This window comes from Bacillus sp. AR4-2, from assembly GCF_008274865.1.
In the GTDB taxonomy this organism is placed as follows: Bacteria; Bacillota; Bacilli; order Bacillales; family Bacillaceae_G; genus Bacillus_A; species Bacillus_A cereus.
Genome location: NZ_CP031062.1, coordinates 2735257 through 2747232, shown reverse-complemented (window position 1 = coordinate 2747232; position 11976 = coordinate 2735257). Strand labels below are relative to the sequence as shown.

The window sequence follows — 11976 nt, the reverse complement described above, 5'->3', positions numbered from 1 at the left end:
ATTTTGGTACAATGAAGAGAAGTGCTAGTTTAAAGGAGGCCATTTTTTTGAAATCAAAAGTGCACTTTTGGACATTAGAAGTGCTAATGGTTGTAGGAATCATATTTATTTGCACAAAAATATCATTTTTATTTCAACCGATTGGTATCTTCATATCAACATTATTTTTCCCAATCTTAATCGCGCTTTTTTTATACTTCATATTTAATCCTGTATTAATCTTTTTGGAGAATAAAAAAGTACCTAGAAATTTAGCGATATTGCTGTTATATCTTTTTATCATAACATTAACTGCGGTTGGCGTTGGAGTAGTTGTTCCTACGATTTCACAACAGCTAATGGACTTAGTAAAAAATATGCCAGGCTACATAAAAGAGGGAAAAGTATACATACAAGAATTATCACATCATAGGTTGTTTGAATGGTTATCTACACAAAACTACGTTTCCATTGAAACAATTGAAAAAAATGCGATTGAATACTTAAAAGATATACCAAATACAATTACGTCGAGTGCAACGGCTTTATTTGGTATTATCACGAACGTTGCATTAGTTGTATTTACTGTACCGTTCATTTTATTTTACATGTTTAAAGATGGACATGCCTTTCCAGGAAAAGCGGTAAGTTTATTACCAGAGTCTTACCGTGAAGAGGGGCTTCGTATCATTAAGGAAACGAACGAAACATTATCTGCATATATTCAAGGGCAAGCGCTCGTTTGTATATTTGTAGGTGCGTTTACTTTTATCGGTTATTTAATTATCGATTTACCGTACGCTTTCGTTTTAGGAATTATCGCAGCATTTACAAACATCATTCCTAACTTAGGTCCATTTATCGGGGCAGCACCAGCTGTTATTGTAGGACTGTTCGTATCTCCGATGCAAGCCTTATACGTAATTATTATCGTAACAATTGTACAACAGTTTGAAAGTAATATTATTTCACCACGTATTATGAGCTCGAAATTAAACATCCACCCATTAACAATTATTATCCTAATTTTAGGGGTAGGAAACTTTGCTGGAATCATCGGAATGATTTTAGCAGTACCAGTTTATGCAGTAACAAAAACAGTTGTTTCGAACTTAGTGAGATTGTTTAAGACGAAGAGAAGTAACCGAAAATAGTAAAAACTGAGGAAGATACACCGCTTTTTAAGTGGTGTATCTTTTGTTTATAAATAAATAATTAAAAGCGGGTTGATTTGATTTTATTATATATTTTTTATACATCAAATTCAGTGATAAACTTGTGTGATATAAGCTCTATAAAACTATGTGGAATCCCTCTGAACTATCCAAATCATTTCCTTACAGCGTGCTATCAACATCATAATCGACTCCTTTCAATTCTATATAGTTAAACGATTAAAGGTGAGTGTAGTACTTGCTTCTACGATCTCGAATTTCATCAATAACTTGTTTATATTGTCTTTCTTGTTTTAATTCATTTTGAGATATTGTTTCTTTTTGAATCGTAATCGTTAAAAAGAAAAGGTGAAACTTCATATGTGAATTCCTCCTTTCGAATTGGAATTACAGATGACTACAGTAATGACTTTGTCTTTCTTTTACAGAATTCATAGCCTGATTAATTTGTCGTTCATGAAGCATTTCAGACTCAGAAAATTTATTTCTTTGAATGGTAATGGTTAAAAAGAATACTTTAAATTTCATAAAATAATTGCCCCTTTATAAATGATTTAGAAAAAACGAGTGTAATAAGAAATTATAGGTGACTACAGTAATGACTTTGTCTTTCTTTTACAGAATCCATAGCCTGATTAATTTGTCGCTCATGAAGCATTTCAGACTCGGAAAATTTATTTTTTTGAATGGTAATGGTTAAAAAGAATACTTTAAATTTCATAAAATAATTACCCCTTTATAAGTGATTTAGAAAAGACGAGTGTAATAAGAAGATTGACGCTCTTTTACTTCGTCCATAATATTTTGAATGTGTTGTTCACGTAAAATCTCTTTCTGTGAGAGCTTACGTTTTTGAATAGTGATTGTTAAAAAGAATGCTTTAAATTTCATGAATATATTACCCCTTTAAAATATATTTTTAATACATTTGAGTGTAGTATGAACTTTTAATGTCAGTTATTTTATCAGTCAGTTGTTTTAACTGTTGTTTACGATTGATTTCAGTTTCAGATAAAGTATTTTTTTGAAGTGCAGTCGTAAAAAAGAAAATATGAAAAGTCATAAATGAATTCCTCCTTTCGAAAAGGAATTACAGGTGATCACAGTAAAGTGCTTGGCGCTCCTTAACATCATTCATAGCTTTTTCAATTTGCTCATTATGAAGAATTTCATCTTTGGAAATTGTATTTCTTTGAATCGTAATACTTAAAAACAATACGCTAATAGTCATTGAATGTTGCTCCTTTCTTAGAAAAATAATGTAAGAGACTAAAAAATCGCGCAAAAAAACCACAGGAAGATACAGTTCTCCTATGGCTGGGCGTGAAAAAGCCACAGGAAAGTATACGACCTCCTGTGGCGAATTTATGAATTAAATGAAATAAAGTACGATTTTCAATTCTCCATTAGGGTGGTCGAATTCATATTTAATTGTCCAGAAAACACAGGTGCAGTTAACGCTAAAGTTAATGCATGTAATTGTAATTTCATCATTTCCTTCGACCTCCTTTTAGAATTTTTTTCTTACGTTAGTAAGTATATACAATTAATGGATAATTGTAAACATAAAAAATGAAAATTTTTAATTTTGATTAAAATGCGTATATTAAAAAAGGGATTTGAAAGTAAATATTGTAATTAACGAAATATCGATAAAAATGGGGGATGCTAAATGAAATATATGCATCATAACATGATCGTTATGCTAACAATTTTTTTATTCATTGCGGCTTGTTCTAACGGAGAAAGAATAAAAGATATATATGATGTTAGGTCAGATGATTTTAAGAAATATACTGGGACATACGTTGGTAATAATTCAGATGTGGTTGCAATTGTTAATCATTTACCCGGTGGTGGAACAGTTCAAAGTATAAGTTTAGAAAAGTTTGGCGGGAAAATAATAATCATGCTATATGAAAACTTCTCATTTGAGAAGTTTTTTTATTTTTATAGGTAAGCAAAACAAGTTGTTGAAGGGCAGGCTATCATAGAATATGATACATATTATAATGAGGAAAAGTTGAGGGGATAAAAATGCGTACAATTTTATTTTTTCTAAACAACATGTCCATCGATAAAATAGAGAACATTAGACATAAACATGATCCTTTAGTTGGATTAATTCCACCGCATATAACAATCGTATTCCCATTTGAAAGTTCGATTTCAAATGATGAGCTGAAATTACATATTATAAATGTATCAAAACCGATACAGAATATAGAAATTGAATTTACGAATCAAATTACAAGTGAAAGAGAATATTTGTTTTTACGAGTTGAAAAGGGGAAAGAACAAATAGAGGAACTACATAATATTCTATATACAGGACCTTTATTACAATTTTTGAAAGAAGACATTCCGTACATCCCGCATGTAACAGTCGGAAGAAAAGAAAGTGCCGAATTAGCTGCTGAAGTAGTGAAGGAGATTCCTAGTTTTCATGGGAAGTTAAATTGTTTGATTGATAGAATAAGCGTGGAGCGAATTGGAGAGAACGGGGAATCAATTATTGAATTTGAAGTGCCATTTCTAAAAAGCTGACAAAAGTCAGCTTTTTATTTCGTAGCATGAAGTAATGCACCAATTGCACCGCTATTACCACCATCTTGTAAAAAGATTGGTGTTTTATTTTGATATTCGGTGTAGCTACTAATAATATGTTGAAGTTGTACGTTATTACATAAAGTCGAACCAATATAAATAATATGTTCAATGTTTTTTGTTTCAGCGAATTGAAGGCTTAATGCAGTAACGACTTCACCGACAAGTCCTTGTACAGTAGCTAGTATATCGGAGCTACTATTATTTGATTCTGTAATGGCTGCTTTTCCGAAGTTACTAGCAGTTAAGTTATTATCGATAGGGGAAAGAATACCACCATAAATATCTCCAACCGTAATATCTAGTTCTTTTCTAGATCCTACTTTTGTTAGAGGTATTATATCTTCAAAATGATCTATATTTGTTAACAATTTTGAGAGTCCCATAATAGTCCCACCGCCAACTCCGGTTCCACCAGCGCGAATATATTGTTCATTATAAACATAATGGATAGAAGTACCTGTACCGATATTGGTTAAAATAAAATTGTTTATAGTATGTTGTTCTTCTTTTAATATGAATTGGACACCTGCAAGAGTAGCTTCAAATTCGCTTAGCTCTATTATTTTATATGAACCTGTAAGCAGTTGCTGTAATAGTTTCGATTTACCACCCGTAATACATATTTGTTTTATGCCATTGTTGTTTTTAATCCAATCTATTATTTTATGTTGTTCATGCGAATAAAATTTTTCAAAAGTTAATAGCTTTTTTTTGTTAAAATAAGCTATTTTCGTTAATGTGCCTCCAGCATCGATACCGATAGTACGTTCCATTTTCCTGCTCCTAACTACGTAATATATTTTCCTATTTACTTAATTGGTTGAGAATAGATATTTCCAACTGATATAAGGAACATTTTAATCTGCTTGATATATTAATAGTTTTTCTATAGTTACAATAGGCTGGTCGTTTACAGTTGCAATACCTTTACCAAGAACAAAACCTCGGCGATTGCGCGTTAGCTCATAATGTAAATCAAGTTTATCACCGGAATATGCTTTTCCGTGGAATTCAATTCCATCTAAAGAGGAGAGGAATCCTAGTCCTTCAGAATCACTTGTATGTACAAATGCACTAAGCTGAGCAAGTGCTTCTACAATTAACATATGAGGCATATGTTTGTGACTATCATTTATAAACCATTCGTTATTTGTAATGAGTTTATATCCTGTAACGAATTCATCTTGTTTTACATTTGTTACTTTATCAATCATTAAAAATGGATAACGATGGGGAAGTGTGTCTTTAATATGCATATGAAAGTACCTCCAATTAATAATACCCCTGCTAAAGTTAAGCAGGGGAGTCGGAATTAATTTTTAACTAATTCATTTACTTTTTCAAGAACGAAAATGCCGCTATTTCTAATGTTTTCAACAACTTGTTGCAACACTTCTTTATCTTGAACGAGTGCAATACGTACGAAGCCTTCTCCGTGAGGTCCAAATGCATGACCAGGTGTAACAACGACATTCGCACGATCCATTAATGCATAAGCGAAGTCTAGAGAAGTCCACCCTTGTGGAATTTCTGCCCAGACAAACATACTACCAGCTGGCTTATCGACATTCCAGCCAAATGTTCGGAATCCATCGACTAAAGTATCTCTCCGTTCTTGATAAATATTGCGGTTTTTCTCACAAAATGCAGCGCCATTTCTTAGTGCTGCAGATGCCGCTTTTTGAATTGGTAAAAATACACCGTAATCGGTATTAGATTTAAATTGAGTAAGTGCACGAACAATTTCTTCGTTTCCAATCATATATCCAATACGGCTACCCGCTAAACTATAACTTTTTGACAAAGAATTGATTTCTACACCAACTTCTTTAGCACCAGGTACAGAGAGGAAGCTAATTGGCTTATTACCATCGAAATAAAATTCAGCATAAGCAAAATCATGGACAACGATAATATTATGCTTTTTCGCGAATGCGATTACTTCTTTAAAGAAATCTTCATGAGCCATTGCTGGAACGGGATTCCCTGGGAAGTTTAAAATCATCATCTTTGCTTGATCGGCAATTTCTTTAGGGATGACTTCTAAGTCTGGTAAGAAATCATTCTCTTTCTTTAAAGGCATGTAGTAAGATGTTGCACCAGCCATTTGAATACCTGTTTCATAAGCTGTATATCCTGGATCAGGAACTAATATAATATCACCTGGATTTGCATAAACCATAGGTAAATGAACGAGCCCGTCTTGTGAACCCATTAATAATAAAACTTCTTTATCCGCATTTAATAAAACGTTATGAGTGTTGTTGTAATATTCAGTTACAGCTTCGTGAAATTCTTGAATACCTGATAATGTATACCCGTAGCTCTCTTTCTCACTCGCTGTATGTACCATTGTTTCTCTTACAAAATCAGCGGGCGGCATATCAGGATTTCCGATGCTCAAATCAATCATGTTATGACCTGCTGCAATTTTTTCTTTTTTATAGGCTCCTAATTCACTAAATATAGAAGATTGGAATGCTTTCATTCTAGTTGCTAACGTGTAAGTCATCAAAACCCCTCCTAAAACAGTGCTTTCATTCTGCGTTTTTAATTATTCTGAAAACACATGTTTATATTTTATCATTTTTTTATGAAAATTAAAACGATTGACAAATTTAGAGGAAGGATTAGCCTATTTTGAAAAGTATCGATGTAAATAGCGTAGATGTGTTAATTGAAATGTCTATTATAGGATTCATTTTATATAACTTAAGGTATTTTCTAGTTTTTATTAAGTATATTTCTCATGTTTTGAATGAAAAAGAATACGAAAACAAGGGCTATTTTTGTGGCCGATTTCTAAAGTGAAATAACGCAGAAAATATTTTCTGCGTCTCCTCTGAAATGTAATCATTTCTTTTTATATGTGCATAATTTTTCGGCTGTCAAAAAGTATACATTTAATGTACCGTCGGCAACTTTTAAAGTTTGGTCCGATGTAAATGAATTACCATAATCAATGTGATATACATTAGAATTTTTGACAAATGAGCCTTTATATAAATCGTCTTTATTCTTTGTTGTCTGCATTTCTACTAAATTTTGCACAATTTCCTCTTTATTTTCTTTTTTGACAACTGTTTCAAATTTATAATATACAGGGCATTCACCTTTTTTATTGTCAACGACTTCCCAAGAACCGTATATATCGTTATTGCTGCATCCACTAAGTAGGATGATTAGTATAGGAATTGTAAGTAGAACCTTTTTCATTTTGTGCTCCTTTCTTTTAAATTTGAATAAACGTGCGAATACGATAGGGATATTATAATAAATAAAGTTTAAATTTTTTTAAAGAATTATTTAATTTCATATAAAAATTTAAGAGAAATTAAATAAGCATGAATCTAGTGTAAAGTCAGATTCATGCTAGTACTATAGCCTATGTTATGTCTTTTTTGAGGATAAATAAAGAGGAAAGCAGAATCACTATTCCATTTAATATATATACGCTTGCGATCATAAAGGCTAACGTACCTGCGCCAAATCCTGCTTTATCGAATATAGAAGCAAATGTTGCGATAGTCAAAAAAATAATGGGAGTCAGTAGTAAAAATATGAAACCTGCCACGATTCTTTTTTTAAAACTATGTCCAGATAAGGAAATGGCTAAAAAGTTTAGGATGCTAAACAGAGCAATTGCAAAGAGCAGGACAATAAATACTTCGATGCCATCAGACATTTTACCACTCCTTTTATAAAGAGTACTTTTTATAATCTATTCGAAATAAAAGGGGGATACTCCTTTAGGTAATTTCAATAAACGTAATAAATAGGCGTATTATAAAACAAAGAAGTATGGATTCAATATTAGACCCATACTTCTTTGTTTATTTTATAAATTTGCAGATTGCGAATGCTGTTTTTCATAATGTTTCTGCTTAGAAAGGGAAATAGAAATAATCAATAATGAAACGACTCCAAAGATGAGAACCATATATTGTAACCCAATTGTATCTAAGAAGAAGCCTGTGCCAAGTAAGACGATTTGGAACATAACCCTCTCAAACATATTACGGAATGAGAAGAGGCGACCGTGATAACTTTTTTCCACTTTCGTTTGGAAAATCGTCGACATAATAGGGAAGAAGCAGCCAACACTAAACCCAAACAAACCAAATGATGTAAGAGCCATCCATTTTATATCGCTAAAGAACAATGACAGATGTGCAAAAGCAGTACAAACTGCGAAGAAATATAGTAATTTTTCAGGTTTGAAATGATCAGATAGACGTTTAATTACGAAGGCACCTAACATAAATGCGACACCTTCAATTGTATATATGAACCCTTTAATCGTAGGATCATGTTGCATTTCGCTAATGTTAATAACCATTAAATTAAACCCAGCTATAAATAATAGAGGGATGATACTTAATATAAGTGCTGTAAAAGCAATAGGAATTCCTTTTAAAATACGAAATACTTCCATAAAGCTATTATCTTTTGCAGCTTGTTTACTTGGTGTTGTTGATTTCTTGTCTTCGAATTGTAGGAAGAAAGTCGAGAGGAATAATAAGGCGTATGCTGCCATTGAGAAGGCATACATGTACTGTAAACTCATCACAACTAAAAGAATTCCACCTAGTGAAGTGCCTGCAATACGAGCAATTGTACCAACATTCATATGTACACCGTTCATTTGTAATAACTCATGCTCACGTACGATGAGTGGAATTACAGATTGTAATGCAGGGAAATAAAATGCTGCTGAAATTTGAAGAGCAACCATAAATGCGATCATAAATGCGATACTTTCAAATTGAATAGCAAAAAACATGAAAATAACACTTAAAACTCGACCAAACCCAGCGTAAAGAAGAACTTTTTTCTTTTCATACTGATCGATGACACGGCCAGCCATAGGTCCAACTAGAACACCGGCTAATAGTCCGATAAATAATATAACTGATTTCATGAAATCAGAAGGGACATATTTTTGCATAAATTCAAGGTTGCCAAGAATACCAAGCCATAATCCTAGACCTGCAATAAACTCCCCAATTAAAACAATCCAAACGTTTTTATTACGCCACATAACATTAAAACCTCTCCGTCTTTTAAAATGAAAAACTCGTATATAAAACCTCCTTATTTATGTATTCTTTTCATACGAACTTTTTTAGAGTCAGAGTCTATATTACGTGTTTCATAATTGGATTTCAATCTTTTTGATTGGTCAAAAATTTGATGTGTTAATTGATGAAATAAGTGAATCAAAACGTAAAAAAATTATGATTAAAGCTAATAGAAAGTAAGGATACATATAAAAAAGCAAGAACGTATAACTACGCCTCGCTTTTCTCAAGTACAAAATTAAATATTAGATTCACTTAGCAACATTTACGCTCTTGTCCAATAGCTAAAGCGCTAAAAGATAGTGGGCCAACAACTTCTGCGCTTGCACCACTAGTAAGGTTTTCTACAGTTAATGAATATTCGTGTGTTCCACTGCTAACGTTTTGATCTATAGCTTGAAATGTTTGTACGTAGAATTGTTCAGAATCTGTAGATTCAATACCTACTTGCGCATTAAAAATTTCAATGTTATCACGGAAAATTCGGAATAAAACTTGTGAAGTCTCAGTTATACCTTCTACACCAATTGTAGCGATTAATTCTACTCGATTATTACGTGAATCTCTACTTGAAATTCTCAATTTCAAATTTGCTAAAATTGCTTTATTTGGAGAAGCTGGGATTGCAAAAGTTGTTTCACCAGTTTTACTAATAGGTTGAGTAGCTTGGTAATCAATGATATGAGTCATATTCTTCACCTCCTCATATACTAGAATATGAAAATAGTGAAGAATTAGCTTGGACAAATACTAGATTATTTAATAGAGTCAACAACAATTATTGAAAAGAAGAAATTCACATAAAAGCATTAAGAATATATCACAATAAGATGATATGCTTCTTAATGCTTTTTGTAATTAAGCAGAGTATTCTTCTTTACGTACTTCAAAAAATTCATTACGTCGTAAGTAATTATAAATTTTCTCTGAAACCTCTTCTTCTTCAGACACCAAGAAACGATGATCAAAAGCGTAGAAAGATTGACCTTTAATTAATTTTACGTAATACATATTAAACGCCTCCTGACACTAGATTATTACTTGCTTCATATTTATGATGGCCTATATGTCTGCTAAAAATACTTGAAGTTTCAAAGGGGATAAGCAGAGGGATGAAAGAGCTTACAATTCTGTAAGGTTTATGTCACCTTTTTCGATAGTTTACATTCGCTAATTTCTTCTATACTACAAATAAGTTACATAAAATAAGGGGGTAAAAAGATGGATGAAGTAATTGGAGAAGTTGTAGCAGGTATTTGTGAGTTTGTAGTGGAAGTAACAGCGGATGCTATAGGAAATTTAGTTTCCGGAAATGATGAGGAAAAAGAAACATTATAATAATTTGTAAAAGAATAAAGTTGATCGAATTATAAAGGCTGATTTCTAAAGGGGATTCAGCTTTTTTATTTTTTACATTATATTAACTTAATTCGAATATTCATTTGTTATCATATTTAAGAAGCCTATATAAGGAGGTGAATAAACAAATATGTCGAATTCAGGGCCTGATTTATCTGTTTCTCGTTTGATTGTGGTAAATATAGAGGAAAAAGAATATCATTTTATTGTTCGTGAACATCCGATTGTAGGGAAATTTATATCGCTATTTGAAAATGGAAAAGAATATGGTTTAATAGATAAACAAATCGCTAATAAAGATAAATTTATTACATCGGAGCTTACTAAGTTAGATTATTTTAATATAGATGTTTTATATCTTACACCTGGGTGGATATGGATTGGTATGGATCAATTTGGTTTACATGCTCGTGAGGCTACTTATAACGAAGTAGATGTTATTATGAAGTTGAAAGAGGATTTATATTATATAGATATATATGAAGAAATAAAAATGTAGTAAATATTTAGTCAGGTTAGGGGGCAAGTTCCCGTAGCCTTTTTTTGTTTAATGAAATAACGTATAATCATATTATTTTGATTATACGGGAACGTGATGAGAAGTGAGATGAAAAGAGGATTTGAAAATACATGAAGAGAATTGTAATAATTATATGAGTCGTATATGTAAATAACAATAGAAAGAAGATGATAATATGAGTAAAGAAGAGCTTGTGAAAAAACAGTTTGGCAGTAATGCAGATAAATATGTAAATAGTAAAATACATGCTAAAGGACTGGATTTACAATATGTAGTTCAACAAGTTGAGTCTCGTCATAATAATCGTCTTCTTGATGTTGCTACTGGTGGCGGACATGTGGCAAATATGTTAGCACCCATGTTTGAAGAAGTAGTTGCACTTGATTTAACAGAACAGATGTTAGAAAAAGCAAAAGTTTTTATAAAGCAGAATGGGCATGAAAATGTATCTTTTGTAGCAGGAAACGCAGAGGATTTACCATTTGCAGACCATTTTTTTGATACAATCACATGCCGGATTGCAGCCCATCATTTTACGAATCCGGCTCAATTTATTTATGAAGTAAATCGTACATTGAAGGATAATGGATTATTCATCTTAACAGATAATGTTTCGCCAGAAAATAATGAATATGATACATTTTATAATTTTATAGAAAAAAAGCGAGACCCAAGTCATGAACGAGCTCTAAAAAAGACAGAATGGCTTACTTTATTAGAAAAAAACGGTTTGCAAATGCAGTCATGTCTTACTTTTGATAAGAAGTTTGATTTTGACTGGTGGTGTAATATGATGGATGTCCCTTTACAAAAGCGTGAAAAATTAACAGAATGTATGATGAAAGCACCAAACGAAATGAAGGGATATTTTAATATTCAATTTAAAAATAATAAAGTAGAATCGTTCTATACTGAAATGGCTATGTTTATATGTAAAAAAAGTACAACGTTAAAAAGATAAATGTGTTGCAGTCTTTCTGAAGTACGATATACTTAGTACAGAGAAACTGAGAATTGAGGAATAGTTATAATGATTCGTGTACGCATTGAAGGTTCTGAGGAAGAAATGCTTGAATTTATGGGGAAAATGCCAGACATTCCTGGATTTGAAAAGACACATATGAGAGAGCCGAGAAAAGGAAATAACCCGAAATACGATTCAAGTAAAAATGTACTTGCATATTTGTCTTATAAAAAGATTGAAGTCGCCAATAAATAGGCGACTTTTTTAGTTTGCGCTGTTTCACCGCCT

General features: G+C 32.0%; 19 protein-coding genes and 1 pseudogene. 6 read left to right on the top strand and 14 right to left on the bottom strand.

The window, feature by feature from the left end:
- The first annotated feature begins 47 nt into the window (after positions 1 to 47).
- On the top strand, positions 48 to 1133 hold the full coding sequence (locus DN399_RS14250) for an AI-2E family transporter (RefSeq protein WP_000837892.1): 1086 nt from the start codon (positions 48 to 50) through the stop codon (positions 1131 to 1133).
- Positions 1134 to 1373: 240 nt separating this feature from the next.
- Here the strand turns inward: DN399_RS14250 and DN399_RS14245 are convergent, their stop codons facing one another.
- The 6 genes from DN399_RS14245 to DN399_RS14220 are packed head-to-tail and all read right to left on the bottom strand — an operon-like array spanning position 1374 to position 2385.
- Positions 1374 to 1514, bottom strand: a complete 141-nt coding sequence (locus DN399_RS14245) for a YrzI family small protein (protein WP_000668497.1) — start codon at positions 1512 to 1514, stop codon at positions 1374 to 1376.
- Positions 1515 to 1541: 27 nt separating this feature from the next.
- Positions 1542 to 1682 carry a YrzI family small protein gene (locus DN399_RS14240; protein WP_000669816.1) on the bottom strand — a complete coding sequence of 47 codons (141 nt, stop codon included), beginning with the start codon at positions 1680 to 1682 and terminating at the stop codon, positions 1542 to 1544.
- 52 nt (positions 1683 to 1734) lie between these two features.
- On the bottom strand, positions 1735 to 1875 hold the full coding sequence (locus DN399_RS14235; protein ID WP_000669805.1) for a YrzI family small protein: 141 nt from the start codon (positions 1873 to 1875) through the stop codon (positions 1735 to 1737).
- A 26-nt stretch (positions 1876 to 1901) separates the two neighbouring features.
- The gene (locus DN399_RS14230) at positions 1902 to 2045 is read right to left on the bottom strand and encodes a YrzI family small protein (protein ID WP_000668963.1); all 144 of its coding nucleotides are present in this window, start codon (positions 2043 to 2045) and stop codon (positions 1902 to 1904) included.
- A gap of 28 nt (positions 2046 to 2073) precedes the next feature.
- A complete protein-coding gene (locus tag DN399_RS14225) occupies positions 2074 to 2217 on the bottom strand; it encodes a YrzI family small protein (RefSeq protein WP_000142708.1) in 144 nt (47 codons plus the stop codon).
- Positions 2218 to 2244: 27 nt separating this feature from the next.
- Positions 2245 to 2385, bottom strand: coding sequence for a YrzI family small protein (locus DN399_RS14220; RefSeq protein WP_000156193.1), 141 nt, complete (start codon positions 2383 to 2385; stop codon positions 2245 to 2247).
- Positions 2386 to 2826: 441 nt separating this feature from the next.
- On the opposite strand from DN399_RS14220, the pseudogene DN399_RS14215 reads away from it, so the two are divergent.
- Together DN399_RS14215 and DN399_RS14210 are read left to right on the top strand one after the other, a co-directional pair.
- Positions 2827 to 3057: pseudogene (locus DN399_RS14215) on the top strand (DUF4825 domain-containing protein); the annotation flags it as partial.
- A 134-nt stretch (positions 3058 to 3191) separates the two neighbouring features.
- Positions 3192 to 3701: a 2'-5' RNA ligase family protein gene (locus DN399_RS14210; protein WP_006920226.1), complete on the top strand. Its 510-nt coding sequence runs from the start codon at positions 3192 to 3194 to the stop codon at positions 3699 to 3701.
- A gap of 14 nt (positions 3702 to 3715) precedes the next feature.
- Here the strand turns inward: DN399_RS14210 and coaW are convergent, their stop codons facing one another.
- The 8 genes from coaW to DN399_RS14170 form a co-directional block, all read right to left on the bottom strand.
- On the bottom strand, positions 3716 to 4537 hold the full coding sequence (gene coaW / locus DN399_RS14205; protein ID WP_000442501.1) for a type II pantothenate kinase: 822 nt from the start codon (positions 4535 to 4537) through the stop codon (positions 3716 to 3718).
- Positions 4538 to 4621: 84 nt separating this feature from the next.
- A complete protein-coding gene (locus tag DN399_RS14200) occupies positions 4622 to 5020 on the bottom strand; it encodes a 3-hydroxyacyl-ACP dehydratase FabZ family protein (protein WP_000547648.1) in 399 nt (132 codons plus the stop codon).
- 56 nt (positions 5021 to 5076) lie between these two features.
- Positions 5077 to 6276, bottom strand: a complete 1200-nt coding sequence (locus DN399_RS14195; protein WP_000222701.1) for an LL-diaminopimelate aminotransferase — start codon at positions 6274 to 6276, stop codon at positions 5077 to 5079.
- A 341-nt stretch (positions 6277 to 6617) separates the two neighbouring features.
- Positions 6618 to 6980, bottom strand: coding sequence for a hypothetical protein (locus DN399_RS14190; protein WP_000757017.1), 363 nt, complete (start codon positions 6978 to 6980; stop codon positions 6618 to 6620).
- 169 nt (positions 6981 to 7149) lie between these two features.
- Complete coding sequence (locus DN399_RS14185) at positions 7150 to 7449, bottom strand: hypothetical protein (protein ID WP_001279462.1); 300 nt, start codon at positions 7447 to 7449, stop codon at positions 7150 to 7152.
- 153 nt (positions 7450 to 7602) lie between these two features.
- Complete coding sequence (locus DN399_RS14180; protein ID WP_000269261.1) at positions 7603 to 8805, bottom strand: MFS transporter; 1203 nt, start codon at positions 8803 to 8805, stop codon at positions 7603 to 7605.
- Between the two features lie 295 nt (positions 8806 to 9100).
- Positions 9101 to 9535, bottom strand: coding sequence for an exosporium protein ExsC (gene exsC / locus DN399_RS14175; protein ID WP_000148797.1), 435 nt, complete (start codon positions 9533 to 9535; stop codon positions 9101 to 9103).
- Positions 9536 to 9703: 168 nt separating this feature from the next.
- Positions 9704 to 9856 (bottom strand): YqbF domain-containing protein, encoded by a 153-nt coding sequence (locus DN399_RS14170; protein ID WP_000291905.1) that lies wholly within the window; start codon positions 9854 to 9856, stop codon positions 9704 to 9706.
- Positions 9857 to 10334: 478 nt separating this feature from the next.
- Here DN399_RS14170 and DN399_RS14165 point away from each other — a divergent pair, with 478 nt between their 5' ends.
- From DN399_RS14165 to DN399_RS14155, 3 genes are all read left to right on the top strand, one after another.
- Positions 10335 to 10703 carry a hypothetical protein gene (locus tag DN399_RS14165; RefSeq protein ID WP_000071478.1) on the top strand — a complete coding sequence of 123 codons (369 nt, stop codon included), beginning with the start codon at positions 10335 to 10337 and terminating at the stop codon, positions 10701 to 10703.
- A gap of 196 nt (positions 10704 to 10899) precedes the next feature.
- Positions 10900 to 11685 (top strand): class I SAM-dependent methyltransferase, encoded by a 786-nt coding sequence (locus DN399_RS14160; RefSeq protein ID WP_000031301.1) that lies wholly within the window; start codon positions 10900 to 10902, stop codon positions 11683 to 11685.
- Positions 11686 to 11754: 69 nt separating this feature from the next.
- Positions 11755 to 11943 (top strand): DUF3970 family protein, encoded by a 189-nt coding sequence (locus tag DN399_RS14155; RefSeq protein ID WP_000621873.1) that lies wholly within the window; start codon positions 11755 to 11757, stop codon positions 11941 to 11943.
- The last annotated feature ends 33 nt before the right edge of the window (positions 11944 to 11976 follow it).

Coding starts and splice junctions, on each gene's coding strand:
- DN399_RS14220 (WP_000156193.1), bottom strand. CDS start 2,385: ATGACTATTAGCGTATTGTTTTTAAGTATTACGATTCAAAGAAATACA.
- DN399_RS14195 (WP_000222701.1), bottom strand. CDS start 6,276: ATGACTTACACGTTAGCAACTAGAATGAAAGCATTCCAATCTTCTATA.
- DN399_RS14245 (WP_000668497.1), bottom strand. CDS start 1,514: ATGAAGTTTCACCTTTTCTTTTTAACGATTACGATTCAAAAAGAAACA.
- DN399_RS14210 (WP_006920226.1), top strand. CDS start 3,192: ATGCGTACAATTTTATTTTTTCTAAACAACATGTCCATCGATAAAATA.
- coaW (WP_000442501.1), bottom strand. CDS start 4,537: ATGGAACGTACTATCGGTATCGATGCTGGAGGCACATTAACGAAAATA.
- DN399_RS14165 (WP_000071478.1), top strand. CDS start 10,335: ATGTCGAATTCAGGGCCTGATTTATCTGTTTCTCGTTTGATTGTGGTA.
- DN399_RS14170 (WP_000291905.1), bottom strand. CDS start 9,856: ATGTATTACGTAAAATTAATTAAAGGTCAATCTTTCTACGCTTTTGAT.
- DN399_RS14190 (WP_000757017.1), bottom strand. CDS start 6,980: ATGAAAAAGGTTCTACTTACAATTCCTATACTAATCATCCTACTTAGT.
- DN399_RS14240 (WP_000669816.1), bottom strand. CDS start 1,682: ATGAAATTTAAAGTATTCTTTTTAACCATTACCATTCAAAGAAATAAA.
- DN399_RS14185 (WP_001279462.1), bottom strand. CDS start 7,449: ATGTCTGATGGCATCGAAGTATTTATTGTCCTGCTCTTTGCAATTGCT.
- DN399_RS14225 (WP_000142708.1), bottom strand. CDS start 2,217: ATGACTTTTCATATTTTCTTTTTTACGACTGCACTTCAAAAAAATACT.
- DN399_RS14160 (WP_000031301.1), top strand. CDS start 10,900: ATGAGTAAAGAAGAGCTTGTGAAAAAACAGTTTGGCAGTAATGCAGAT.
- DN399_RS14155 (WP_000621873.1), top strand. CDS start 11,755: ATGATTCGTGTACGCATTGAAGGTTCTGAGGAAGAAATGCTTGAATTT.
- DN399_RS14230 (WP_000668963.1), bottom strand. CDS start 2,045: ATGAAATTTAAAGCATTCTTTTTAACAATCACTATTCAAAAACGTAAG.
- DN399_RS14180 (WP_000269261.1), bottom strand. CDS start 8,805: ATGTGGCGTAATAAAAACGTTTGGATTGTTTTAATTGGGGAGTTTATT.
- DN399_RS14235 (WP_000669805.1), bottom strand. CDS start 1,875: ATGAAATTTAAAGTATTCTTTTTAACCATTACCATTCAAAAAAATAAA.
- DN399_RS14200 (WP_000547648.1), bottom strand. CDS start 5,020: ATGCATATTAAAGACACACTTCCCCATCGTTATCCATTTTTAATGATT.
- exsC (WP_000148797.1), bottom strand. CDS start 9,535: ATGACTCATATCATTGATTACCAAGCTACTCAACCTATTAGTAAAACT.